This is a genomic window from Salibacterium lacus (genome assembly GCF_042684865.1).
In the GTDB taxonomy this organism is placed as follows: domain Bacteria; phylum Bacillota; class Bacilli; order Bacillales; family Marinococcaceae; genus Salibacterium; species Salibacterium lacus.
The window spans coordinates 1717902-1743196 of sequence record NZ_JBHUML010000002.1 but is presented as its reverse complement, the minus strand read 5'-3'; the positions used below and the strand labels follow the sequence as shown (position 1 = coordinate 1743196).

At 48.3% G+C, this 25295-nt stretch carries 27 protein-coding genes; 18 read left to right on the top strand and 9 right to left on the bottom strand.

Translation table 11 applies throughout. The annotated features are described in order from the left end of the window. Positions 1-94: 94 nt before the first annotated feature. Together ACFSUB_RS09735 and ACFSUB_RS09730 are read left to right on the top strand one after the other, a co-directional pair. A complete protein-coding gene (locus tag ACFSUB_RS09735) occupies positions 95-631 on the top strand; it encodes an acyl-CoA thioesterase (RefSeq protein WP_380712985.1) in 537 nt (178 codons plus the stop codon). Next, entirely contained in the window at positions 628-990 is a 363-nt protein-coding gene (locus tag ACFSUB_RS09730) for a hypothetical protein (RefSeq protein ID WP_380712984.1), read from the top strand. The genes ACFSUB_RS09735 and ACFSUB_RS09730 overlap by 4 nt, the downstream gene beginning before the upstream one ends. Positions 991-1357: 367 nt before the next feature. On the opposite strand, the gene ACFSUB_RS09725 is transcribed toward ACFSUB_RS09730, so the two are convergent. After that, positions 1358-2809 (bottom strand): NADP-dependent glyceraldehyde-3-phosphate dehydrogenase, encoded by a 1452-nt coding sequence (locus ACFSUB_RS09725; RefSeq protein ID WP_380713231.1) that lies wholly within the window; start codon positions 2807-2809, stop codon positions 1358-1360. 548 nt (positions 2810-3357) lie between these two features. Next, a complete protein-coding gene (locus ACFSUB_RS09720) occupies positions 3358-4350 on the bottom strand; it encodes a zinc-binding dehydrogenase (RefSeq protein WP_380712983.1) in 993 nt (330 codons plus the stop codon). 125 nt (positions 4351-4475) lie between these two features. Here ACFSUB_RS09720 and ACFSUB_RS09715 point away from each other — a divergent pair, with 125 nt between their 5' ends. From ACFSUB_RS09715 to ACFSUB_RS09700, 4 genes are all read left to right on the top strand, one after another. Then, positions 4476-5237: an SDR family NAD(P)-dependent oxidoreductase gene (locus ACFSUB_RS09715; protein ID WP_380713230.1), complete on the top strand. Its 762-nt coding sequence runs from the start codon at positions 4476-4478 to the stop codon at positions 5235-5237. Positions 5238-6062: 825 nt separating this feature from the next. Beyond that, on the top strand, positions 6063-6488 hold the full coding sequence (locus ACFSUB_RS09710) for a DUF2798 domain-containing protein (RefSeq protein WP_380712982.1): 426 nt from the start codon (positions 6063-6065) through the stop codon (positions 6486-6488). A 56-nt stretch (positions 6489-6544) separates the two neighbouring features. Next, entirely contained in the window at positions 6545-7039 is a 495-nt protein-coding gene (locus tag ACFSUB_RS09705) for a DUF5412 family protein (protein WP_380712981.1), read from the top strand. A gap of 32 nt (positions 7040-7071) precedes the next feature. Continuing rightward, positions 7072-7575 carry a hypothetical protein gene (locus ACFSUB_RS09700; protein WP_380712980.1) on the top strand — a complete coding sequence of 168 codons (504 nt, stop codon included), beginning with the start codon at positions 7072-7074 and terminating at the stop codon, positions 7573-7575. A gap of 30 nt (positions 7576-7605) precedes the next feature. Here ACFSUB_RS09700 and ACFSUB_RS09695 read toward each other — a convergent pair whose 3' ends face one another. Together ACFSUB_RS09695 and ACFSUB_RS09690 are read right to left on the bottom strand one after the other, a co-directional pair. Continuing rightward, positions 7606-7959 carry a hypothetical protein gene (locus ACFSUB_RS09695; RefSeq protein ID WP_380712979.1) on the bottom strand — a complete coding sequence of 118 codons (354 nt, stop codon included), beginning with the start codon at positions 7957-7959 and terminating at the stop codon, positions 7606-7608. Between the two features lie 50 nt (positions 7960-8009). Continuing rightward, positions 8010-8915, bottom strand: coding sequence for an ROK family protein (locus tag ACFSUB_RS09690; RefSeq protein WP_380712978.1), 906 nt, complete (start codon positions 8913-8915; stop codon positions 8010-8012). Positions 8916-9062: 147 nt separating this feature from the next. Here ACFSUB_RS09690 and ACFSUB_RS09685 point away from each other — a divergent pair, with 147 nt between their 5' ends. After that, complete coding sequence (locus ACFSUB_RS09685; RefSeq protein WP_380712977.1) at positions 9063-9554, top strand: hypothetical protein; 492 nt, start codon at positions 9063-9065, stop codon at positions 9552-9554. Between the two features lie 27 nt (positions 9555-9581). On the opposite strand, the gene ACFSUB_RS09680 is transcribed toward ACFSUB_RS09685, so the two are convergent. After that, positions 9582-9848, bottom strand: coding sequence for a hypothetical protein (locus tag ACFSUB_RS09680; RefSeq protein WP_380712976.1), 267 nt, complete (start codon positions 9846-9848; stop codon positions 9582-9584). 158 nt (positions 9849-10006) lie between these two features. On the opposite strand from ACFSUB_RS09680, the gene ACFSUB_RS09675 reads away from it, so the two are divergent. Genes ACFSUB_RS09675 through ACFSUB_RS09665 form a run of 3 tightly spaced genes read left to right on the top strand, consistent with a single transcriptional unit; the run spans position 10007 to position 12758 of the window. Then, on the top strand, positions 10007-10912 hold the full coding sequence (locus ACFSUB_RS09675) for a hypothetical protein (protein WP_380712975.1): 906 nt from the start codon (positions 10007-10009) through the stop codon (positions 10910-10912). Positions 10913-10929: 17 nt separating this feature from the next. Then, on the top strand, positions 10930-11736 hold the full coding sequence (gene cysQ, locus ACFSUB_RS09670; protein ID WP_380712974.1) for a 3'(2'),5'-bisphosphate nucleotidase CysQ: 807 nt from the start codon (positions 10930-10932) through the stop codon (positions 11734-11736). 26 nt (positions 11737-11762) lie between these two features. Next, on the top strand, positions 11763-12758 hold the full coding sequence (locus ACFSUB_RS09665; RefSeq protein WP_380712973.1) for a Gfo/Idh/MocA family protein: 996 nt from the start codon (positions 11763-11765) through the stop codon (positions 12756-12758). Positions 12759-12808: 50 nt separating this feature from the next. On the opposite strand, the gene ACFSUB_RS09660 is transcribed toward ACFSUB_RS09665, so the two are convergent. From ACFSUB_RS09660 to ACFSUB_RS09650, 3 genes are all read right to left on the bottom strand, one after another. Then, positions 12809-13408: a response regulator gene (locus tag ACFSUB_RS09660; RefSeq protein WP_380712972.1), complete on the bottom strand. Its 600-nt coding sequence runs from the start codon at positions 13406-13408 to the stop codon at positions 12809-12811. Further along, positions 13405-14547: a sensor histidine kinase gene (locus ACFSUB_RS09655; RefSeq protein WP_380712971.1), complete on the bottom strand. Its 1143-nt coding sequence runs from the start codon at positions 14545-14547 to the stop codon at positions 13405-13407. The genes ACFSUB_RS09660 and ACFSUB_RS09655 overlap by 4 nt, the downstream gene beginning before the upstream one ends. Before the next feature lie 90 nt (positions 14548-14637). Further along, positions 14638-15657, bottom strand: coding sequence for a fatty acid desaturase (locus tag ACFSUB_RS09650; protein ID WP_380712970.1), 1020 nt, complete (start codon positions 15655-15657; stop codon positions 14638-14640). A 291-nt stretch (positions 15658-15948) separates the two neighbouring features. Between ACFSUB_RS09650 and ACFSUB_RS09645 the strand changes: the two genes are divergently transcribed. The 6 genes from ACFSUB_RS09645 (at position 15949) to gucD (ending at position 22362) form a co-directional block, all read left to right on the top strand. Beyond that, a complete protein-coding gene (locus ACFSUB_RS09645; protein WP_380712969.1) occupies positions 15949-16755 on the top strand; it encodes a histidinol-phosphatase in 807 nt (268 codons plus the stop codon). Positions 16756-16853: 98 nt separating this feature from the next. Continuing rightward, a complete protein-coding gene (locus ACFSUB_RS09640) occupies positions 16854-18014 on the top strand; it encodes an amidase (protein WP_380712968.1) in 1161 nt (386 codons plus the stop codon). 81 nt (positions 18015-18095) lie between these two features. After that, on the top strand, positions 18096-18782 hold the full coding sequence (locus tag ACFSUB_RS09635; protein ID WP_380712967.1) for a GntR family transcriptional regulator: 687 nt from the start codon (positions 18096-18098) through the stop codon (positions 18780-18782). 1 nt (position 18783) lies between these two features. Beyond that, positions 18784-19707, top strand: a complete 924-nt coding sequence (locus ACFSUB_RS09630; protein ID WP_380712966.1) for a dihydrodipicolinate synthase family protein — start codon at positions 18784-18786, stop codon at positions 19705-19707. A 24-nt stretch (positions 19708-19731) separates the two neighbouring features. Beyond that, on the top strand, positions 19732-20898 hold the full coding sequence (locus ACFSUB_RS09625; RefSeq protein WP_380712965.1) for a mandelate racemase/muconate lactonizing enzyme family protein: 1167 nt from the start codon (positions 19732-19734) through the stop codon (positions 20896-20898). A gap of 15 nt (positions 20899-20913) precedes the next feature. Next, on the top strand, positions 20914-22362 hold the full coding sequence (gene gucD / locus ACFSUB_RS09620) for an alpha-ketoglutaric semialdehyde dehydrogenase GucD (RefSeq protein WP_380712964.1): 1449 nt from the start codon (positions 20914-20916) through the stop codon (positions 22360-22362). A gap of 92 nt (positions 22363-22454) precedes the next feature. On the opposite strand, the gene ACFSUB_RS09615 is transcribed toward gucD, so the two are convergent. Beyond that, positions 22455-22634, bottom strand: coding sequence for a hypothetical protein (locus ACFSUB_RS09615; protein ID WP_380712963.1), 180 nt, complete (start codon positions 22632-22634; stop codon positions 22455-22457). Positions 22635-22962: 328 nt separating this feature from the next. Here ACFSUB_RS09615 and dcuS point away from each other — a divergent pair, with 328 nt between their 5' ends. Then, positions 22963-24573 carry a DcuS/MalK family sensor histidine kinase gene (gene dcuS, locus ACFSUB_RS09610; RefSeq protein WP_380712962.1) on the top strand — a complete coding sequence of 537 codons (1611 nt, stop codon included), beginning with the start codon at positions 22963-22965 and terminating at the stop codon, positions 24571-24573. After that, entirely contained in the window at positions 24570-25277 is a 708-nt protein-coding gene (locus ACFSUB_RS09605; RefSeq protein ID WP_380712961.1) for a response regulator, read from the top strand. Before dcuS ends, ACFSUB_RS09605 begins: the two co-directional genes overlap by 4 nt. The last annotated feature ends 18 nt before the right edge of the window (positions 25278-25295 follow it).

The window sequence follows — 25295 nt, the reverse complement described above, 5'->3', positions numbered from 1 at the left end:
TGTTATAGAACATCATGAAAGGATTCCATTTTACGCATACGTCTTCCGTCGTTATGATGAATAAGAAATGATTCAGGATGGAAGGTGCATCATTATGGAGAAGAAACATCCGAAAGAAAGCAAGATTGTTAACACTGATCAGGTGCTGTGCAGTGATTTAAATAACTATAATACATTGTTCGGCGGAACGCTTATGAAAAAGCTGGACGGATGTGCCGTACTGTCGGCCCGGCGCCATTCCCGCGCAAAAGAATGCGTGACCGCCTCGACGGATTCGATAGACTTTCTCAGCCCGATTTACCAGTCGGATTCTGTATGTGTGGAATCGTTTGTTTCCTATACCGGCAAAAGTTCCATGGAAATTTTCTGTAAGGTGATTGCCGAGGATATGATGTCGGGCGAGCGCCGCATCGCAACAACTGCTTTTATGACGTTTGTGGCCCTCGATGAAAACAAACGACCGCTTGAAGTACCGGACATTGAACCGGAAACAGAAGAGGAACTCAAATTGTTTGAGACCGCCCCGGAACGGGAGGAGATCCGGAAGCTGAAACGGGAGAAAAGCAAGGAACTGGCCGGCTCGATCAGTCTTCAGAAACCGTGGGAAGATAAGAAGGAGGCTTATTCATGATTGCACTGTGCAGCCTGCAGGTTCTTCGGGACGCCGGACGGCAGATCGATGGACTTGAACATTATTCGCCGGAACTCATGGCCCACCTGCGCCACGTCGTTCATTTAACCAAGCGGTTGGAATTCCGCTGCCGTTATCTCGGGACTCTGCTGCGGAATCAGGAAACGGACAAAGGAACGGAGCCTAATGTCTATCCTTCCATTCTCCGCATGTATCGTGCAGAAGTGGAGAAATTGAAAAACCGGGAAGGATCGGAAAAAGTGGTGCAGCTGTTTGAAGAATTTCAGCATGCAGGCGATCATTCCCTCTGTCAGTTAATCACCGGCGATACGCCGGAAATGATTAAATCCGCCGGGTAAAAAAAGCCCGGCAGCTGGAGCTGGACTGCGGTTGTTCCGGAGCGGAGATGCTCTGTGGACACTAAATGGCCCGGAAGCATGCGTAGTATCCGCGAAGACAGTATAGCTGGACACTGGACTTTTATTGCCGGAGATTAGTGTCCATTGATTTCTGCCGGCATCGACTAATGAATGATTTCAGCGGCGTAGTGGAAGCGAAATGAGGGTCAGTGAACACTATGCTGTTATTTTCAGGTGATAGTGTACACAGCTCGGTGAACCGAAGCGGCAGCCGGAAAATGCCGGCATGCGGTGCGGGCAGGTGATTTTCCTTTAGAGCAGAGCATAAAAAGAAGGAGAAGGGCGCCGCCCTTCTCCTTTTTCTTTCTTATTGATTGATCACGGTTACTTTTTCGCGGGTATAGCTGAGCAGGCTGTAGCGTACGCCCTGGACGCCCATGCCGGAGTTCTTTACACCAAGGAACGGGAAGTGGTCCGGGCCGCGGGATGTTTTTCCGTTCACCTGGACGCTTCCGACTTCCAGCTCGTCCGCTATGCGGTGTGCTGTGTTGATATCCTGAGTAAAGACGCTGGCCTGGAGACCATATTCGGAATCGTTGGCGATTTTGACGGCTTCGTCTTCATCTTTCACACGGATGACCGGGAGCACCGGGCCGAACGGTTCCTCCCAGGCAATGCGGGATTCGGTCGAAACATGGTCGAACAGTACCGGAGAAAACAGCCTGCCGTCCCGTTTGTTTTCTGTAGTTACTTCAGCACCGTCTGCGATGGTGTCATCGATGAGGCCCTGCAGGTAATCGGCGCCTTTATCATTGATGAGCGGTGTGATGTCGGCGTCATCTTCAGGCTTGCCGACAGAGAGAGCTTCTACTTTTTCTTTCAGTTTGGCGACCAGTTCATCGGCCGCTTCCTCTTTCACGAGCACCCGTTTGATCGCAGTGCAGCGCTGGCCGGAGTAGGAGAACGCGCCCCCTGTGATTTCTTTGGCTGCTTTGTCGAGGTCGGCGTCTTCAAGTACAATAGCCGGATCCTTGCCTCCCAGTTCGAGAACCATCGGTACCATTCCCGCTTTTTCCGCCATGGAAATACCGGTGCCGGAACCGCCGGTGAAAGAAATCTGGTCAATGCCGTCATGCGTGACGAGCACATCGCCGATCTCGGAGCCGCGGCCGGTTGTGACATTTACAAGGCCTTTCGGAAGACCTGCTTCTTCGAGTGTTTCCATCATCATAATGCCGCTCAGCGACCCTTGAGTGGCTGGTTTAAATATCACACTGTTCCCAGTCATCAGCGCCGGTGCGATTTTGGAAGCGGACAGGTTCAATGGATAGTTAAACGGTGCAATCGCAAGAACAACACCGAGGGGGACGCGGCTGACCTGCGCAGTTTTTCCTGCGGGACCACCATTGTAGCTGTCTCCTGTCAGCAGTTCTCCGTTGATCCGCACGCCTTCTTCAGCCGTGTGGCGGATAAAATCGGCTGTGCGGACGACTTCATCCACCGCAGAAGATTTCTTCTTGGCGACTTCCTGCATAATCACGGTTCCGATGGCTTCTTTATTTTCTTCAAGCTTATCCGCCCAGCGGAGAAGCAGTTGTTTTCTCTCATGAAGCGGGGTTTTCTGCCACTGTTTCTGTGCACCGCGCGCGGCTTCAACGGCTTTGTCGACTTCCGCTTCGTTCAGAGCCGGTACACTACCAATGTCCTCACCGCTTGATGGGGAGTCCAGCGTAATTCTATTTCCTTGTTCGTTCTCTTGCCATTCTCCACCCAAGAGAACGTTTTTTTGACGAAAAGCTTCGACACTATGGGTTGTCATCATAAAAACCTCCTCTTTGTATTCTCTGTATTAATCTTTCATCACAATCTGTATCAATGAAAGGTTCATTATACCTTACCAAATCTGCAACGGTATGTTAACTATCCAGCTTGAAGAAGCTCAAACACTGACAAATAAGCAATGAAAGCGCTATCTTTAATATTTTTAGAAATCTTTTTTTTCAAAAAAATCAAAATCAATAGTTTAGTAGCAGTTCTTTTTACATATATTATGGGTGAATTTTTGGAAAAATAATAAAATTAATAAGGTATAAAGTTCTACTATATAAAAATCACAAAAAAACAATGTACAGGGAGCTGCAAAAAAATAAAAGACGGTAGAAATATTGAAAAATCAGGGAATTTGATCGACATAAACTTATTAAGACTGAGTGTTCAGAAGTATAACAGAATTAACAAAAAAGTATAACAGAGTATCGCAAATAGTTGCGGCAGCCAAAAAGGGGGGAGGAGCTCAAAAACGCTCCCGGTTATCATAGGGACAGCCGGAAGCGCTTCGTGTAAAACATCAAAACGATTGCTATGGAATTATGTCATGCTGAACCCGATATTGCCTATTTGTGCAGCTTGGTGCAGTCGATTAAAAGCTTCTTCATAGGAAGCAAGCGGATACGTCTGATCCATGACCGGCTTTATGTCATACTTTTTAATAAACGCCAGCATCTCCTGCAATTCTTCGGTGCTTCCCATCGTAGAGCCGAGCAGATTGTACTGGCCGTAGAAAAACGGTCGGATATTCAGCTCCACGGTGTCATCGGTGGAAGATCCGAACGTGACCATGGTGCCGCCGCGGCGGAGCTGGCTGAGCGACTTGTTGAACGTGGCGCCGCCGATGGATTCAACCACAACATCCATTTTTTTACCGCCAAGCGCCTCCGACCAGTCTTCGTGGCTGTCGATCGCTTGCACGGCACCGAGATCCAGAGCCTGTTTTCGTTTTAATTCGGACCGGGATGTGACGTAAACGTCAGCATCCGCCGCTCTGGCAAACTGTAACAGGAAGGTGGCGACACCACCGCCTATCCCCGGGATAAAGACGTTGTCGCCGGGCTTAACACGCGCTCTGGTAAACAGTACGCGGTATGCCGTTAGTGCAGGAAGCGCCAGAACGCCGGATTCCTGCCAGCTGAGATGTTTCGGTTTTGGTTCGACATTGGCTGCTGGAATAACGATCTGCTCAGCGAATGTGCCGTCATTCGGCACCCCTAAAATTTCAAAACCTTCCGGTGGTGCATCGCTGTTCTTCTCCCAGCCAAGCCCCGGATTAATGATGACTTCATCTCCTGTTGAAACAGCCGTAACTTCTGTACCTGCCGCTTCAATCACTCCGGCGCCGTCTGAACCGATAATGCAGGCGGGGTCGTCCGGCTGATGACGGTTTAAAATCGACAAATCCCGGTGGTTCATTCCAGCCGTTTTCAGGCGTACCCGAACCTCACCGGGTTCCGGTTCCGGTGTGTCGGTTTCGCGGTATGTCAGGCCTTCCATGCCAATTTCTTTCTCATGAATCAACGCTTTCATCGTATCCCTCCCTGAAAGTCTTTTTCATTTCCATCCTACCACATCACAGACAGAGCGGCATTTTCTGAACCCAGCAGGGATTTCGACAGACTACGTGGAAGTAAAGTGTTGGAGGTGGAGATATGATAAAAATAGAACTGGATCAAAAGAAAGCCCTCGTTACCGGCGGTGCAAGCGGCATCGGGCGCGAAATTGCCCTTGGACTGGCAGAGGCCGGTGCTGATGTGGCTGTTCATTATGGAAGCAACCAGAAAGGCGCGGAAGAAGTGAAAGAAATCATTACGAACATGGGGCGGCAGTGCATCATCGTCCAGGCGGATATGCTGAAAACAGAAGAAATCGATAACCTCTTCGATAAAGTGGGGGCCGAATTTGATGGTACATTGGATATCCTTGTGAACAATGCCGGCAACATGGTGGAACGGAGTTCGGTTGAAGAGATGAAGGAAGAGCTCTGGCGGCAGGTGATAGACTTGAATCTGACAAGCGCCTTCCTTGTGTCCCAGCGCGCGGTGCCGATGATGAAAGGAAACGGCGGACGCATCATTAATATGACATCTCTTGCCGCGCAGAATGGCGGCGGACCGGGAGCGGCGGCCTATGCTGCTTCAAAAGGGGGTCTGATGACATTTACAAAAGGGCTGGCGAAAGAACTGGCGCCAAATGTAACCGTTAACAACGTGTCTCCTGGATTTATCGGAGAGACGGCGTTTCATGACACATTTACATCGGACGAGGCACGAAAAAACATCGTCGCAGGCCTTCCGTTAAAACGGGAGGGCACCCCGGGAGATGTGCTCGGAACTGTTTTCTATCTTGTTTCTGACTATGGAAGTTTTGTCACTGGTGAAACAATTGAAGTGAACGGCGGTGCCTTGATGCGGTAGAATGCCGGTATTCAGGAAGAGACTGGGACAAGACCTTTGTAAGAAGAGAAGAATGCCGAACGATTTTTTTTAAATCGTTCGGCATTCTTGGTTGCTGAGACAAACCGCTGCGCCAACATACTCGCTTTTACTCCAGAGCACAAGGGCGACATCGATTCGCTGGCGCTCATCGTGTCTTCTATGCACTCCAGAGCACAAGGGCGACATCGATTCGCTGGCGCTCATCGTGTCTTCTATGCCTGAACACGGCTTGTGGCTGCGGTGCTGCCGGATCAGCTGCTTGTTGAAGTCGGCGGACCCCGGCCGTTCCAGGCCCCCGTTTGCCGGAATCGAAACTGCACCTGAGCTGCTCCGCGATGGGATCACAGACGTTCGTTTGGAATGGGTTCGAAGGCACTTTAGGGGGTTCCGAGTCCTCGTAAACGTCGTTAGGCATGTCGCCTGAGGCACTTTATAGTATATGGTGCGCCCTTAAACGTTATTATGAATGATTCATAAGGCACTTTAGAGGGTTTCGTGCCCCGGTAAACGTCATCATGAACGGATCGAGGCTGCGTTAAGAGGAGACACGCACGGACCAATGCATCAAAAAGCCCGCATCCCTGCGTGAAAGGAGGGATGAATAGTCCGAAGGCACTTTAGGGAGTTCCGCGCTCCCGTAAACGTCGTTGGGGACATCGCCTGAGGCACTTTCTAGTATTCGGTGCGCCCTTAAACGTCATTATCCTGTGGAAGGTCACGTGCGGACGCCGACCCTGACCGCACATACTGCGGGGTACCCGCAATTTGTGCCGTTCTCAGCAGGGGTCGAAGCAGTTTGGCTTTATGATGTGTTTTGGTATGGTGTTGGTCATGACTGTATACAATCTTTATATCAATGATATGTTCAGCACCATAACATTTACGGAAGGTATGCTTCATTTTCTAACGGCGTTTGTCATAGCTTTTATGCTGGACATGTTCGTCGTCGGCCCTAATGCGAAAAAAACAGCCGGAAAAGCAGTAGGGGGCGCTGGTAATAAGGTATACATGAGCCTTGCTGTTTCCACATGCATGGTCATAGGTATGGCATTTTTCATGTCGATATACGGTTTAATCACAACCTACACCCATACCGGATATCAAACGGATTCCATTCTTCTGGACTATCCCGCTGTGTTTGGGAAGAATTTCATCGTGGCGCTGCCGCTGCAGATTATAGTGATAGGGCCGCTCCTCCGCTTTATTTTTATGAAATATGTAAAAGAATAAAGGCGGGGGCTGCTTCCTCCATTTTTTGTTAAAATGGAGCGGGAGGTGATGCGGTCATGGTAGAAAAATGCGGGAGATGGGGATTTTACTTATGTCTCCTGTTTCTTCTTTATTCAGCGGTTCATATTTGCATAGCAGAATGGCGGATTCTTCCGCCGGTTTGGGTGATGCTGACAGGCAGCGTAGGAATCTTCCTTCTTGGAGCGGTTGGTTTTCGTGCGAGAAACCTGCTGACCATTACAAGAGGTCTTTTCACCATATTTATTTCATTCTTCCTGATCATCGTGTTTGCTTTTCTTGTATGGATTATGCCGGAGGCCAATAAGACACTGAAAACCACGGAATCTCCAGACGGCACACATGAGGTGAATGTGTACCTGCGAAACGGAGGAGCCACGACATCCTTCTTCGTTATCGGGGAAAAGGAAGGACCGTTGTGGTTCTCGAAAACGATCTATTCCGAAGAAGGAACCGACGAAGCGGATGTTACCTGGAAAAACGAAGATACGCTGTTGATCAACGGCACAAGGATTCAATTGGGGAAAGGGTGATTGATTCTGAAAAAGAGACGGTGTGATACGAGATGAAGTTCAACATACAGAAACCGCATATTATCACGGCGTTGGCTGTTATGGTTATCGTAGTATCCCTGGTGGGAGCCGGTCATGCTTACCTGAAGATGAAGGCGTCAGAAAAGCAGCTCTACGAAGAGGTCGTTCAGGGTAATCTGATAGAACTGGAAGGTGCCATATCCAATCAGAGAGAAGCAGGTTGGAATGATCCCGACATGGTGACAAGGGACATGAACGAAGTGCTGAATGGGCTGATGTATATGCAGCAGTTGGACATGGTCGCACGCGGTGAGAAAGAAAACCTTAAACGTCTGCACTCCGTCCTGTCCTCTTATCCTCGTGATACGCAATATGAATTAGCGGAAGTGACAACGGAAAATCAAAAAGATTGGGAAGCGTTACAGGGGACATTAAGGGAGAATGGCTTTGGACTTCAGCTGCAGTCAGAGAGCGGTTCCCTTAAAAAGAAAATAGAAACATTGGGAGATGCACTGGAATATTCCTATGCTGATTAACACGCCATGAAGGCAGCCGGGTAGATGGAATTACATTCTCGACAGTCCCTGCAGAAACACTCCGAATAACGTACTGAAAAGCGAGAGAGAACCCAACGCTGCCACGGCGTTGGTGTTGTTTTTAGATTCCAGCAGGCACCCCATAAATCCCCAACCGCACAGCACAAACCAGACCGGCAGGAAAAAAGCACCGCCGGTTACCGGGAATAACGTATAAAAACCACTCCCGTACAGGATCCAGTTAACTGTAATCAAGCCTGCCAATATATAGGTTACGAAAAATGGGTTCTTTCTATACTTTTCTTTTCTGAAAAATAGAATGATAAAGGCGGCAGCCAGACCAATAGACATAAAAACGAGGAAAGCTCCTGTTAGACTTACCATCCGTATTCTCCTTTCCATCTGTAGAAATCGACGTAAGAAAGATTATGAGGTTACATATTATTCATCCAGCTGGCCGGCGTGTTTTGAATAAAACGATAAACCGCACCGAGCAGGTTCGCGTACTGCCGGAAATGGCAGACATCAAGGGCCGGGCGGATGGTCCCGACGGGCGCTTCTCTCAAGAGGTCGTCCAATTTTTCATTAATGCACCGCACAAGCTCTTCTCTGGCGCTTACGCCGCCGCCGATCAGAATCAGCTCTGGATCGTATATGTACTGCAGGTTATACAGCCCCAGCGCAAGAAAACGGTAAAATCGATCGACTGCTTTTACACATACCGGATCGCCTTCGTCCGCCAGCTCAAAAACCTGTTCCCCGGTAAGCGTGTCCGCCTCCACTCCTTTTTCTCTTTCCGCGTATCGGGTCAAAGCACGTGTGGCGGCAAGCTGGCTCCAGCTCTCCAGGCGGCCGGTATCAGGATTGCCGAGAAGCATAAAACCGAATTCGCCTCCATGCAGATTGGCTCCTTTATGTGTCCGCCCCTCTTTGATCACCGTACCGCCGATGCCTGTGCCAATTACGACCGTCAGCACATCCTTTTTTCCTTGCGCTGTTCCCTGCCATATTTCCGCAGCACCGGCGCAGTTCCCATCGTTCTCGATTAACACAGGCAGCCCGGTTTTCTCTTCCAGACGGTGTTTGATATTGGGTCCGTGCAGGTAGCGAAGAGCACTGATACCATAAATGATACCTTCGTCTGAAACGGCACCGGGAGCACTGACGGCAATACCTGTCGAATCAGGGTGCCGATGGACAATGTCTGTGATGCGTTGGATCAAAACCTCAAACGAGTCCGGCGTCTCCATTTTATCCTGTTCCCGCAGATCACCATTTTCCGTCACAATGCCGTATTTGATAAAGGATCCCCCGATATCAAATGCTGTATATTCTTTCATAACTGTCCCTCCGGTTGATGTGTAGATATCTTTATCATAACATCTTTTTCTATCATTATTGTTCTGTTCAACAACACCATCTATGGAAACATGGGAGAAAGAAATTTGTGTTAATATCGAAGTGAAATTTCGAAGGGGGAGTATCCAGTGAAAATTTTCACACACGGAAAATCAGTACCATGGTTGTTTTTGATTTTGTCCCTTGGTGCATTGGCCGGATGCAGCAATCAGGAAATGAATAGTAATGATTATCTTCTTCTTATGGGGGAGAGCAGCAGTTGGAAACTAGATGAATATGAAATTGAAATGACGCCGGAGTCATTCCTGGTAGGAAACGGAACAATACATATGAAAAATGAGAACGAATATCTTACAGATTTTTTTCACTTTGAAACCCATGCGGTTATAAGTGGGGAAGACACCGTCATTCATTCCGGTTCTGTGAGCGGCAGTGAGATAGATATAACAGAAGAAACAACAGGAGCCAATGAAGGTGCAGCACACCTGAATGAAAACGGGAATCCTGTCAGACTCGATGATATTTCGAAGATTTATATGGCTATTGAATGGTGGAACACAGATGAAAGGAAAAATGTCTCGGAAGAAATAGATTTATACAGTCGTTCTGATGGAAAATAGAATAGGTCCCGGCAATCGAAAAAGAAATTATTCCACAGCTCGTTTTGATAACTGTTTCCGCAATATGTCGTAATGGCGGTTGGCTCGGCCGTTTCTAAATCCGTTTTCATATCCCTGTTTATAGGCGGTGTCTGCCTGGATGTCCCCGACTGCCTGCGATGCGTCAATAACGTCATCGAGAAGCGAGACGTCGATACCGTTTAGGCGCATTTCTTCGGCCAGTACGTGAAAGGAATGCGCAAACCGTTCTCTTTTTTCCTTGAATAATAGATGTTCGTGTATCGGATAGGTCACAAGAAACACTCTCTTTCTATGGAAAATATGTGATTCAGTATCGTCATGATTTTGTTATTTATACGTGAAAGCCGGCAGAGTGTATGGTTGAATGTAGCAAAGACAGGGAAAAATGGTGTATCATAAGAGGAAACGACTATGAAGAGATGGAGTTTGGTATGAGAAAACAGATATTTGTACATACAGGATTTCACAAAACAGCGACGTCCTTTCTGCAGCGTTGTATTTACCCGAATCTAAGCAACGTGCGGTACGTAAAGTACGGCAAGTTGAAGCAGGAGCTGTATGACCTGCGGCTGAAAAACCTTTCCGACGACCGTATCCAGGAAATACGGGAGAAGGTCGACTCTTTTTATAAAAAGAAACCGCTCTTGATTTCGTACGAAGGGCTTTCCGGCAGTCCGTTTTCCCAGAAGCGGTCCAAGTCCAACATCCGCGTATTGGAAGACATCCGGCGTGTATTTCCGGAGGAGGAATATGATGTTCATATCATTGTGGGAATCCGAGAGCAGGTTAACCTGCTGACTTCCCTGTATGTCCAGTACGTTCATCAGGGAGGGGTGAACAAGCCGGAACGTCACCTGAAGAACTTGGAGCGCCAGGGCATTCTCGATCATTATCATTACGAGTACTACCTTGATAAAGTGCGGGAACTCTTTGGAGACACTCATTATTATCTCCTTGTCTACGAGCAGCTCAAAAATGATATGGACGCCCATATGCTCGACCTGCTTCAATACATGGGCGAAGACGAGATTCCTCCTTACGAGAACGAACAGATAAACCGCAGCTACGGCACACTGCAGATGGCCATCGGCAGACGGGCCAACCACCTATTTAAAACCAAGCTGCATCCCAAAGGAATCATTCCGGCAAATCCTTCTCCGATTAAGGGGAAGATTTCGCCGAGAAAGGTACTGCAGAGCAACCTTAGTTTTAAGCTGCACTATAAGCGGTATCATCTGCCGGGAGAGCTTGAAAACGAGTTGAAAGCGCGGTACGTGGAGAGCAACCGTGATCTCCAGCAGAGGTATAATCTCAATCTGCCGACTATTTATTTTTAAAATAAAGGAGCAAAAGGATGAAGACTGTTATTGATGCAGCACTGGATGCCGGTTCTGCCATTATGGAGATATACGGAAAAGACTTCGACGTGGAATACAAGGACGATGATTCACCGCTGACGATGGCCGATCAGCGCGCCAATCAATTGATTACTGATGTTTTGCAGCAGGCGTTTCCGGATATACCGGTATTAAGTGAGGAAGGACAACCTTTAACGTATGAGGAAAGGACTTCATGGGATACCTTCTTTCTCGTTGATCCGCTGGACGGTACGAAAGAATTTATCAAGAAAAACGGGGAATTCACCGTTAATATTGCACGTGTGGAACACGGCCGTCCGGTGTCCGGCGTGATTTATGCGCCGGCTCTTGATCTGCTCTATATAGGGGACGCGGCAAAAGGAGCGGTGAAAGTAGAGCAGGCGGCCGCTTCCAGGGAGAATGCGGCAGACGTCGAAAGCTGGTTCCACATGGGGACGCAGCTGCCGTTTGCTGAATATGCCGGAGACGTTATCCGCGTGATCGCAAGCCGCTCGCATATGTCAAAAGAGACAGAGGAGTTCATAGAGCAGCTGAAGAGCACCGGGGAACAGGTTGAAACGATTTCCACCGGAAGTTCCCTCAAACTCTGCTTAATCGCAGAAGGAAAAGCCCAGTTTTATCCCCGCTTTGCACCGACGATGGAGTGGGACACCGGCGCCGGACATGCTATTGTGGAAGCAGCCGGAGGATCCGTACGAATCGCCGGAACGGACGAAACCCTGAAGTATAACAAAAAAGACCTGCACAACCCCTGGTTTCTCGCCGAAGCAGATGAAGGATAAATAAAATCGGGAAAGGAGTGTTTCACATGGAAGAAACATTGCAGTGGGGCATTATTGGAGGGGCGGGAATTGTGAAGGAAGCTTTCCTGCCGGCGTTACATAGAGCTTCGGGAGGCGGCATCCGGGCTGTTGCAAGCCGGTCCGGATCATCCGCCGATTTTGAAGATGTCCCTGTCTTTTACGAAACGTACGAAGAGCTGCTGGATGATGACGCGGTAGATGCTGTCTATATTGCCCTTCCAAACGCCCTCCACGCAGAATGGGCCCATAAGGCAGTGGAGAAGGGAAAACACGTACTTCTTGAAAAACCAGCCGGTATCAGTGCCGAAGAAGTACGGAACATGAAGGCCGCGGCGGAACAGCATCAGGTCGTGCTTATGGAAGCGTTTATGCACCAATTCCACAAACAGCATGACGTGGTGAAAAAAGTACTTCAGTCGAACAAACTCGGCGGCTGGAAGCTGTTCAGGGCTCATTTTTCATTTCAGATTCAGGATGACACCAATATCCGTCTGAACAAGGAACTCGGCGGCGGTGCGCTCTATGACATCGGCTGCTACGGCATTCATACGATGAACCAGCTTCTCGGATGGAAGCCGGAAAAAGTGACCACAAGAGGAAAAACCCGTGGAAACGGCGGCGTCGATCTGTTGGCTCTGGCCCTGTTTGAAGATGGAAGCGGACGCATCGGAGAGGTTCTTGCAAGCTTTGACCTTCCAGCGTCGAACCGGTATGAAATCATCTGCGAAAACGGTTCGATTCAAGTGGAAGATGCCTACCGGCCGGATAAGTCGGCAAACGGCTGCGGAACGGTCATCGTGAAAGACAATGCAGGAAATATCGTTTCATCGGTCAATGTAAAAGATGATGCCTATAAGAATGAAATCGAACACTTTCATCAATGCATCCGGGAAAGCGTGCAGCCGGGTTATACGATGGAAGACTCCAAAGACGTCAACGTCCTGGTGGAGTCTGCATATCAAGCGCTGCGGACCCAGAAAAAATCAAATATCCGTTACTGATAGAACATGAAAGAGAGGATGTCCGTCTGCCTTAGGACATCCTCTCTTTTTCATTTAAACCATCCCTTTTCCCTGAACTTGGAAATGGCTTCTATACGATTATTGACCTCAAGTTTGTCCAAGATGACGGAAACGTAATTACGCACTGTTCCCGTCTTAATAAAAAGCGTATCTGAAATTTCTTTGGTCGTTTTTCCATCCGCAATCAGTTGTATAATTTGGACTTCTCTTTCTGTCAGTGGATTCTGTTGTTCATAGGCCATATCCATGAGCTCCGGAGCGTACACCCTCCGTCCATTCATGATAGAACGAATGGAAGTCGGCAGATCTTCGCTTGGACTGTCTTTTAATAAATAACCATTCACACCGGCTTTACGCGCTCTCTCAAAATAGCCGGTTCTGGCAAACGTCGTAAGAACAATCACTTTACAGGAGTGGTCTTTTAATTCCATTGCCGCATCCAACCCATTTTTTACCGGCATTTCAATATCCATAATGCATACGTCAGGCTCTTGCTCTTTCACTAATCGAATCGATTCTTCCCCATTCGCTGCCTGTCCCGTCACTTCCATATCCGTTTCTAAATTCAGCAGCGAGGCAAGCGCTCCGAGCAGCATCTGTTGATCTTCAGCAATGACGATTCGAATCATAAAGATTCCCCCTGTTTTGGCGGCTGAATGACAAATGGGACTCTTACCGTTAAGGTTAACCCTTCGTTTGATTGTAAATGGAGACTTCCATTTACAAAATCGAGACGTTCCTTCATCCCCTGCAGGCCGCTCTCTTCAAGGGAATCTTCGTCCAGCCCCGGCATCCCGGCTCCATTATCCCGAACGGTCATGACAACTTCAGACGGCTCCTGTAAGAAGGAGACACGACAGGTATCGGCCTGACTGTGTTTGACGACATTCGTCACGGATTCTTTCAAACACATACTTAATACATTTTCACTTAATACAGGCAGATTCATTAATTCCGGCGGATCCCCTTCCAGGTAAAATTCAATCTGCGACGCTTTCAATATTTCCTGAACGTGATGTATTTCGTCTTTCAGCTTGGTGCCTTTCATATCCGACACGATTTCCCGTACTTCTTTTAATGCGGCTCTAGCCGTCTGATGAATATCTCCAATTTCCTTTTTAGCGTCTTCAGGCTTAACATCCATCAGTTTTTGCGAAAGATCGCTTTTGAATCCAATGAGCGAAAGTTTCTGCCCCAGTGTATCATGCAGATCCCGCGCAATCCGCTGGCGTTCTTCCACCACCATAAGCTGCGATATTCTATCATTTGCGTCTTCGAGCTCACTTTCCAATTCTTCGCGCTTGTTCCGGTTATAGATGTTCACGGGAAGCAGGATGATGCCGATTACAGATATCACAATAAACGGAAGCTGCATCATAAATGCTTCTCTCTGCATAAAAAAGCCGGCAGCGATGGCGGTGTTGGCCGTAACAATATGGACCACATACAGAGAAATAAAGCCTGCTTTATTTCGTATATTCCCAATAAAAAAGGCAAGAAACAGGGCAAAATAAACATACCCAAAGTACATGGTCATCCCAATACTTATCATCATTTCTATGCCGACCGACACATAAACCGTCCAGCCTTTTTTTATAAAGGACAGCCGGTAGGTCGTGAAAAACAGAGCGATCAATAAAATACCTATAAAGACTTCCAACAGTCCGGAAGAGGTGATCACAAAATAAAAAGGAAGAAGACAAAATATAATCCAGGCATACAGGCTCAGTCCGGTATTTTTCGGGAAAATATGAAACCAGTTCTGCAATACGGCATCTCCTTTGGTGTGTCTTCGTCTTTTCATTATAACAAAAAAACAGGGAAGACCCCTTCAGTCATCTGCTGAAGGGGTCTCTGTTTAGTTATATTGGTGGTTTTTTTGTTTCATAAGATATTTCATTTCCCTGAAATTCACAAACCGCTTATTATCTTCATCATACAAGCGGAAACGAATCGATTGTAAGCTGGACCAGAGAGTGATGGTAGTTACCTGCTGCAGTGGTGTCACCTGTTCATGCGTTTTTTCCAGATTGTAATTAGGAACTCTCGGACTGAGGTGATGGACGTGATGAAACCCGATATTCCCCGACAGCCACTGCATGATTTTAGGGAGCTTATAATAGGAACTTCCATCTACGGCAGCTTTCACGAAATTCCATCTCTCTTCATTCTCAAAATAAGAATCTTCAAACTGATGCTGCACGTAGAAGAGCCAAATCCCCAAGGCTCCGGAAACATACAAAACAGGGAGCTGAACAATCAGAAAGGCCTGCCAGCCGATGACCCAAATCAACAGAGCATAGATTGCTGCAATAGAACCGTTGATCAGGTACGTATTTCTTTTTTCACTTTTTTTTGCCGTTTTATCATTAAATCGATTTTCGAGCAGAAAGAGAAAAAAGGGGCCTAATCCAAACATGACGAAAGGATTGCGGTACAGCCGGTACGTGATTTTTTTCCACCTCGAGGCTGCGGCATATTCCTCCACCGTCATCATCCATATATCCCCGGTTCCGCGTTTGTCTAAATTACCGCTCGTGGCGTGGTGCATCGCATGGGTTTTTTTCCATTTCGCAAAAGCAAAATGAGTGATGATACCGGTGATGGTGCCAACGATTTGATTCGTTTTCTTTTTTTCAAAAAAAGAATCATGGGCACAGTCATGGAAAATGATGAAAATCCGGACAGCGAACCCTGCTGCTGCAATGGTTAAAGGAATTGTCAGCCATAATGAGACGGCTATACTTTGATAGGCGAGAAACCAAATTACGAAAAAGGGAAGGATGGAATTAATTATTTGAATAATACTTGTTTTTATATTGGGCTGGGCAAAGGGTGTTACACTTTGTTTAAGTTCTTTTTGCTGTTGTTTACTCACTATGATGCCCCCTGCATTTTATTAGTTAATATTCGTTTGGTGTTCATATCATCTATATTTTATCTTAGAGGTTTCGTTCTTTTTAGATAAGACATAGATGTCACGGATGAGATGTGACAAGTGTCATTGTATGTAGGAAGACCCCCTGGTTTCATAGTATCCGCATGAGACATTTCAGTATGCGGAAAAATCCGGCTCGCTTATACAAAAAACGGGACGGTGTCCGCAGGATCACTTTTTCATGTATATATGATATTCTTATAATAGAAAAAGGAGAGGGAGTGGAAAACGATGAAGTTTGACCTGCACACGCATCACTACCGCTGCGGACATGCACGCGGGGACATCGAAGATTACATTCAGGCGGCGCTGGATCGGGGTCTTGATGTTATCGGCATTTCCGACCATTCACCGTATTTCGGATTGGAGGCTGATCACCCGTATCCGGGGCTTACAATGGCTAAAAGTGATTTCCCGGGATACGTGAAGGAAGTGCAGCAGCTGAAAGAAAAATACAAAGACCGGATTGAAGTGCTGCTCGGGGTGGAATCGGATTATCTGGAAGCCTCGGCGCGCACGTATCAGAGTGTATATGAGGCGTATTCGATGGATTATATCATTGGTTCGGTGCACTTTGTGAACGGGATTAATATTTTTGATAAAACCCGGTGGTTCGGCCTCGGTGAGAAAGAAATTCTTGATGTAAAAGAAGAGTACTACCGACTGATTGAAAAATCAGCGAAAAGCGGCATGTTTCAGGTTCTCGGCCACATTGATGCGATTAAAGGCTACTTTCCGGACATTTCTGATGTCCCGACGGATAAAGTGGATCAGGCGCTGCGGACGATCGGAGAAGAACAGACAGCGATCGAAGTCAATACGTCCGGCAAAAATAAAGACTGCGGAGGGTGGTATCCATCTGATGATATTCTGGAACGGGCGCATCACTATAATGTGCCAATCACGCTTGGATCGGACAGCCATGATCCTGAACGAATCGGAGATGATTTGGAGCAGGTCCGGAATCATCTGAAAGCGGTCGGTTACAGGGAATGGTATTTTTTCCGCAACAAAAAACCGGTGGCCGTATCGCTGTAACTGGTGAAAGTATACAAAACAGTAACTTGTTTTAAGTGATTCTGCTTCATGACAGATGTTTCCCCGGCTTTGATAATAAAGGGAAGGGGGAGACAAAAATGAAGGAATCAAGTGCTTATACAGATAAAACGGTATTGGTGGAGCCGGTGCGGGACGGTGTTTTATCAGGTCTTACGTTTGCGTTGAAAGATGTTATAGCTGTTCAAGGTGTGGTCAACGGCGCCGGAAATCCGGACTGGCGGCGCACCGCCTCTCCGGCCCGGGGTCATGCCGCGGTCGTCCGCAGCCTGCTTGAAAACGGGGCGGCCCTTAGGGGAATGACGATTACCGATGAATTGATGTACAGTCTGAACGGGGAAAACATCCACGATGGAACGCCGCTGAACCCCAAAGCTCCGGAGCGGATTCCCGGCGGGTCGTCCAGTGGTTCAGCATCTGCCGCGGCCACAGGAGACGTGCATATCGGAGTCGGGACGGACACGGGCGGATCGATCCGCATCCCTTCCTCATACTGCGGATTACTGGGCATGCGTCCCTCTCACGGATCACTGGACATGAGCGGGGTCATACCGCTGGCGGAAAGTTTTGATACGATAGGGTGGATGACACGTGATATCAATACAATGGAACGAGCGGGAGAGGCGTTACTTCCAGACGTTTCGGAACACCCGGGTTTCCACCGCCTGCTGCTCCCGAAAGAAGCATGGGAGCTCGCTGAAGAAAGCATCCGGGATGCGTGTCAGGCCTTCCTGCGTTTGGTGAAACAAAAGGTTGATACATGGGAAGAACAAAGTATAACGGAAAACGGGCTGCAGTCATGGGCGGAAACCTTCCGGGTGATGCAGGGTATCGAAATCTGGAAAGAACACGGTGATTGGGTGAAACGGGAGAGCCCCGCGTTTGGCCCCGGCATCGCAGAACGGTTTAAGTGGGCATCTTCCCTTGATGCGCCGCGGTACGAGGAAATGAGAGCCAAACGTGAAGCAGCCGCCCGTCATCTGCATGCCCTGCTGGGAAGCCGGACTGTGATGGCCGTACCGACCTCGGCGGGGCCCGCACCGTACCAGCAGCTGCCGGCTGAAAAAGGAGAACAACGGCGCCGGGCCAATATGCAGCTGACCTGTTTAGCAGGTCTGGGGGGACTGCCTCAGTTGACCATTCCATTACAAAATAAAGAGGGGCTTCCTGTTGGAATATCCTTCATCGCAGGACGATTTCAGGATAAATCCCTGCTGCGGTGGGTGTCTGACCTCGTGTGACACATAAAATATTGACATCCTCTTTAAAAGGTTTTAATATAGATTTAACTGATATATCAGATATCAATTAAGGTGGTAGAAATGGACGCAGAACTTGAGCAGCTTTTGACATCACGCACAACGAATGTTCAGTCGCTCCGGCAGCTGGCTGTGGATACGATCCGGGAAGCCATTGTGATGGGCTATTATAAACCAGGGGAACCAATCCGGGAGAGACAGCTCTCTGAAAAGATGAACATCAGCACCACTCCGGTGAAAGAGGCCTTCCGGACGCTTGAGTATGAAGGGCTGGTTGTCACTGTTCCGAGAAAAGGGACCTTTGTATCGGATATGGCTGACACGTCGATTGAGGAGATTTTAATGCTCCGGGCTTCCGTAGAAGGATTGTGTGCACGGCTGGCTGCAGAAAAAATGACGGATGAAGAAATGGAAAGCCTGAAACACCAGCTGATGCGTATGGATGACATGAAACAGGAACAGCGGGTGGATAATCTGGTGGAGGAAAATACGTCTTTTCATCAGATGGTCGTCACCTATGCCCGGAGCCCGGTGCTGAAGCAGACATGGAATACCGTATCAGCCTTTGATCAAGCGTTTCGAAAACTGGCGCTGCAGCAGAACAAAGAACAGGAGGAAGGGCTGATGGAACACTGGAGTATCTTTCAGGCGATGGAAAGCCGGAACGCAGATACGGCGGAACAGGAAATGAAATCGCATATCCTGCGTACGCTGAATCAGGTGATGAAACATCAGAGGAAAGGAGAATAATATGGAGATAAAGAAAGCTTCGGAAAATTTGAAAGCGATTTCAGCGATTAACATTACGCCGTTTCGTGATGATCTGACGATCGACTGGGAGGTGCTGCGGCGGAACGTGGAATTTCTTTTGGAAAAAGAACTGGATGTTATTGTTCCGTCCGGCAACACGGGTGAATTTTATTCCCTGACAGTCGAAGAGGCAAAAGAGGAGAACCGGAAAGTGACCGAATGGGCAGGAAATCGTGCGATGATTATCGCGGGAATCGGGTATTCTGTGGATACGGCGGTAGAAATGGGACTCGATGCAAAACAGGCAGGGGCGGATGCTGTACTGATTCATATGCCGGTCCATCCTTACATGAATGAAGAGGGAACAGCTGCTTATTTCCGCCGGATTATGGAAGAGGTCGATATGCCGGCGGTGATTTATTTCAAAAATCCCGCCCTCCGTGATGATGTACTGAAAAAACTGACCGCGCTTCCGCAGTTAATTGGTGTGAAATATGCCATTAATGACCTGCCTCGTTTCACGAAAATTGTGCGGGACACTCCCGCTGAGCATGGTGTGACCTGGATTTGCGGTACCGCCGAGAAATGGGCGCCGTATTTCTGGGCGGCCGGTGCAGAAGGGTTTACGTCCGGTCTTGTTAATTTGTATCCGGAGATTTCCTTTGATCTGCTGGAGAAACTCCGGGAGGGAGATTGGCCGGGGGTATGGGATTTATGGGAGAAGATGGTTCCGTTTGAAGATCTGCGTGCCAGGCATCATGCCGGAAATAATGTTGTAGTTATCAAAGAAGCGCTTGAGATGCTCGGTTTTCCAGCGGGACCGACGAGAGAACCTGTTTCAGCACTGTCTCCTGAAGAAAACCAGGAAGTGATGGATCTACTCCATACATGGAAACTCGGCCGGGATACATTTCTGAACGTCTAAAATGCCAGGAAAGGCTGTGAACCTATGAAACTAACGGATATCACCCTGACAGTAGTGGGAGTACCGCGTCACACTGGTTTTGTGAATAAGCATATTATCGTCCGGCTTCACACAGACGAAGGCGTAACTGGAATCGGGGAAATGTCGGACTTTTCCCATCTTCCACGCTATGCACCGGACGTGAAAGACCTCAAGCGGGTGCTGGAACAGATTCTCGTCGGGAAGAATCCATTTGATCTGGCCCTTATTAATAAAGAACTGCTCGATAATTTCCCTGAAGCGATGTATTACTATGAAAAAGGCAGCTTCATCCGCAACGGCGTCGATAACGCCCTCTATGATCTATGCGGCAAATATCTGGGGGTTTCGGTGGCTGATCTTCTCGGCGGCAGATACCATGAGAAAATCAAAGTTTGTTACCCGATTTTCCGCCATCGTTTCATGGAAGAAGTGGAGGAAAACGTAGACGTGGTGAGGCAGCGGTTTGCCGAAGGGTTTGATGTGTTCCGTCTTTATGCCGGAAAAAATGTAGAGGCAGACGAAGCATTTCTGGCAGCGGTCCATAAGGAATTCGGTTCAAAGGTGACCATTAAATCACTTGATTTCAGCCACCTCCTCGACTGGAAAGAAGCGGCCCGTGTCGTCAAAAGGCTCTCAAACTACCCCATCGAATTGATAGAAAGCCCAGCCTATCAAAACGACTTTGACGGTCTCCGGCATTTCCGCCACAAAGTGGATCATCCGGTGAGCGAACATGTATGGAGCACCCGCCAGCAGTTTGAAATGATAAAGCAGGAAGCCGTCGATATCTTCAACATATCCCCGGTATTCATCGGTGGTCTGACGAGCGCAAAAAAGGCGGTCGCAGCGGCTGACACAGCGAAAAAGAGCTGCCTGCTCGGCACGACACAGGAGCTCTCCATCGGAACGGCAGCCATGGCCCATCTCGGAAGTACCATGACAAATCTTGATTATACCTCGGACCCGACTGGTCCTGAGTTGTATGTAGACGATGTCGTGAAAGACAAAGTCCGTTACGAGGATGGATGGTTAACCGTACCTTCCAGAAATGTGGAAGGACTTGGAATAGAACTGGATGAAACGAAGATGGAACAGTATTCCGTTCCCGATTTAAGCTGGAACGATGTAACGGTTCACCAGCTTCAGGACCGCACAGCCGGTACCAAATGATAAGGAGGATGTTCTATGACAATAACAGTAGAGCAGATGTACAGTAATTACATTAATGGTGCTTGGAAAACGAATGCCGAAGAGACAAAGGCCAGCATGAACCCGGCACATCCTCGTGAAGTCGTCGGATATTATACGATGTCCGGCACCAGAACACTTGATGAAGCGGTGGAAGCTGCCGCATCGGCCAAACGGAACTGGAGAAAAATGGCGCAGCCGGCCCGGGGTGACATTCTCTACAAAGCGGCGGCTCTTCTAGAGAAACGGATTGAAGAGATCGCAGAAACGATGACTCGGGAGATGGGAAAAACGTATCCTGAAGCCAAAGGAGAAACGATGCGCGGCGCCCAGATTCTACGGTATTACGCCGGAGAAGGCATGAGGCAGTCCGGAGATGTCATTCCATCGACGGATAAGGATGCTTTGATGTTCACCAACCGGACCCCTCTTGGCGTTGTTGGTGTCATTACACCTTGGAACTTTCCGGTTGCCATCCCGGTCTGGAAAATTGCACCGGCTCTCGTTTACGGTAACACGGTCGTCTTTAAACCGGCACAGGAATCGGCTGTGACAGCGGCAAAAGTGGTAGAGTGTCTGGCAGAAGCCGGGCTGCCGGATGGTGTGTTGAACTTTGTAACAGGAAGCGGATCCGTCATCGGCCGGGGACTTTCAGAACACCCTGACGTGAACGGTATAACCTTCACCGGCTCCGAACAGGTCGGCCGCGGCATCGGGCAGGCTGCTCTTGGACGTGGAGCAAAGTACCAGCTGGAGATGGGCGGGAAAAACCCGGTCATCGTCACAGAAGACGCTGACCTGGATACGGCTGTGGATGCTGTGATCAGCGGAGGATTGAAATCTACCGGCCAGAAATGCACGGCTACAAGCCGGGTTATTATTCAAAACGGTATATATGATACGTTTAAAGAAAAGCTGCTTGCAAAGGTGAGGGAGATAAAAGTAGGAGACGGCATGAAGGAAGACAGCTGGATGGGACCCTGCGCCAGTGAAAGTCAATTTAACAGCGTCACCTCTTACATTGAGAAAGGAAAAGAAGAAGGGGCAGATTTGCTTTGCGGAGGTGAAACAATACCTGAAGAAGAGGGATATTATGTTACCCCGGCTGTTTTTGACAACGTTGAACCGGAGATGACGATTGCCAGAGAGGAAATCTTCGGACCGGTACTTGCCCTCATGAAAGTGGAAACGGTGGAAGAAGCGATTGAAACAGCCAACGATACCGAATATGGCTTGAGTGCCTCCATTTTCACGACGAATATCCAGGAGTTTCTGTCCTTTATGGATGATATCGAAGCTGGTCTTGTACGTATCAATGCTGAAAGTGCCGGCGTGGAACTGCAGGCGCCGTTTGGCGGCATGAAACACTCCAGCTCCCACTCCAGAGAACAGGGAGAAGCCGCCAAAGAATTCTTCACATCAATCAAGACAGTGCTTGTAAAATAAGATATGATACAATGAAACCCACTCCCGTCCGGACGGGAGTGGGTTTCATTTATTTCAAGTAGTAATGACAAATAAGTACGGTTTCTGTTTGGTTAACTTTGTGGCTGCCGGCAGACTTCCTCGTAGGCTTCCACAACCTTCTGCAGTGCATTTTTTTTAGTACATGTCGTGACGTCCGGCTGATCGATAATGGTCTGAGACAAAGATAAGAAACTGGTGTGCGGATTGGATGAGTGCATTAACATTTCCACATACGGTTTATTTTCGTTCACTGTCTTTCCCCCTTTATCCCGGTACATACGCTGGAAAAACCTCCATGAAAGAAAGCTTTTTTCCATGCAGCTGTTCTGTCAGTGACGTGCTGCAGCATGTTTCAAGTTCATGCTATCATGTAATATTGTTGTAAAAAATGCTGAAAAAGTTGTAATTGTTTTACGTTATAAGGCAGGATGTACCCACGTTACTCGTTATTTTGATGAACCCGTTTTTCACAGGAATACCTAACAAAACGTTGGCATCCATCTGCTCAAATGTACCTACTGCTTGGAAGCAGCAGGTTTTTTGCTGCGGACGGCTCCGCTTGAAAAGGATAGAATGATCATGATACATAAATGGAAACACAGAAAGCCCTTGCAGCTGCAGACCTGGATTACGCTGCTTGTATCGCTCGTGCTCGTCACAGCTTTTTGCATCACCGGCATTTTGATCGGACGGGATGCAGCAAGCCATGCGAGAAATGCCCAGGTGGAAAAAACAATGGATATTGCTCATGCAGCCGCCTATTCTGCTGTTGTCCGGGAAGGGCTGCAGGATCAGGAAAACGACCGCCGGATCCAGCGGTACACAGAAAAAATCCAACAGGATACGGGGGTCGCCTACATTGTAGTGATGAACATGAATCACATCCGCCGTTCTCATCCGGTAGAAGCCCGGATCGGTCAGTATTTTGCCGGTAATGATGAGGACCGTGCTTTCCAGGGAGAGACTTATACGTCTACAGCGGAAGGGACGCTGGGAGAATCTCTGCGTTCTTTCGTACCGATAGAAAATGAAGAAGGGCAGCAGATAGGGGTTGTGTCGGTTGGTATCCTGCTTGATAATGTTCAGCATGTTATAATGGACCGTCAAAAAATGGTGTACATTGGTTCAGGGGCGGGGCTTTTGATTGGTCTGGCCGGAGCATTCGGGCTGGCACGCCGGATCAAAAAAACAATGTACGGCATGGAACCGCGTGAAATTGCCCACCTTTTGAAAGAAAGAGAAGCGATGCTTTCCTCGGTGCGGGAGGGGATTGCTGCAGTTAACACAAAGGGAGAAATTGTCATGGTAAATGACGCGGCAAAGGAGTTGTTTCAACGCGCAGGACTGACAGGAGACCCCTTCTATCAATCTGCTGCTTCCTTTTTGCCGGAATTGGGGCTGCAGGAAGTACTGGAACACCAGCAGGCGGAATATGACCGTGAAATGGTGGTCGGCGGACACGCTGTTATTGTGAACCGGATGCCGGTACTCGCCGAAAGTCAGATTGCAGGGGCGGTCGCAACCTTCCGGGAGAAAACGGAATTAACGTCGCTTGTCAATCAATTAACGGGAGCCAGGCATTATGCGGAAAAACTTAGGGCTCAGACCCATGAATTTATGAATAAACTTCACGTCATCTCTGCCATGATTCATACCGAATCGTACGCAGAATTAAATGACTATATCCATCATATATCCGATTCCTACCAACAGGAAGTCGGGGAAGTCTCCAGGCTGGTGAAAGATCCTGTGCTGGCAGGATTTCTTTTGAATAAAACAAGCTCCGCCAGAGAGGAAGGTATTGAAGTCGAGTTCTACGGGAACGCACCGCTTCCTGTCCTGCAGCACACGGAACGAATGGACGCCTTGATCACGATCATCGGTAATCTTTTTGATAACGCAGTGGAAGCTGTAGAGGGACGGAGCAGCAGGCGGGTTCAGCTCACCATCAATCATATCGACGGCGTTTTTTACTTCACGGTCCGTGATAATGGAAAAGGCATGACCCCTGCCGAAATAAAGAGCATGATGCAGCCTGGTTTTTCCACGAAAGAAGCGGGAAGGGGCCACGGAACGGATCTTATTCAAAAAAGCCTGCAGGTCTTGAATGGAGAAATGGAATGGTTCTCGGAAATAGATAACGGAACAGTTGTGGAAGTGACGATTCCGTACGAGGGGGAAGACGTATGATCCGCATGTTAATTGTGGAAGATGATCCGATGGTGGCCAAGTTCAACCGTAAGTATGCAGAAAGGGTTGAAGGCTTTGAGACGTCCGGAGCGGTGGAGAATGTCGATCAGGCTTGGGCTTTTTTGGAAGAAAACAGTGTGGACCTGATTCTGCTTGATGTATACATGGACGACACGAGCGGACTGAAGATGCTGAGAGATATCAGAAAAAACGAAACACCGGTGGACGTTATTGTCGTCACGGCAGCCGATGATAATGCGTCCGTACAGACTGCTCTGCGGTACGGGGCGGTTGATTATTTGATTAAGCCGTTTGAATTCGAAAGGTTCGAGGAATCGTTAAAGCAGTACCGGCGCCAGCAGGAAATGATGCAGAAGGAGGAGCAGGTATCCCAAAAAGATATTGATCCATTTCTTCTGCACGATTCAGAGAGTCCTGTGAAGGGTATGGATCTTCCCAAAGGGTTAACAACCTTAACGTTATCCCACATTACAAAGGCGGTACTCACAGTACCATCTCCCTTTTCTGCAGCTGACATTGCTGAAGCAGCAGGTATATCGCAGGTTTCCGTCCGGAAATACCTTCATTTTTTAACGGAGAAAGGATTGATAGAAGCGGATATGAAATATAGGCCCGTGGGACGTCCTCAGCTTCAATACCGGATTCCTTCAGATAAAAAGGAGCGGCTGCAGACCTTCTATTGAATGAAGATCTGCAGCCGC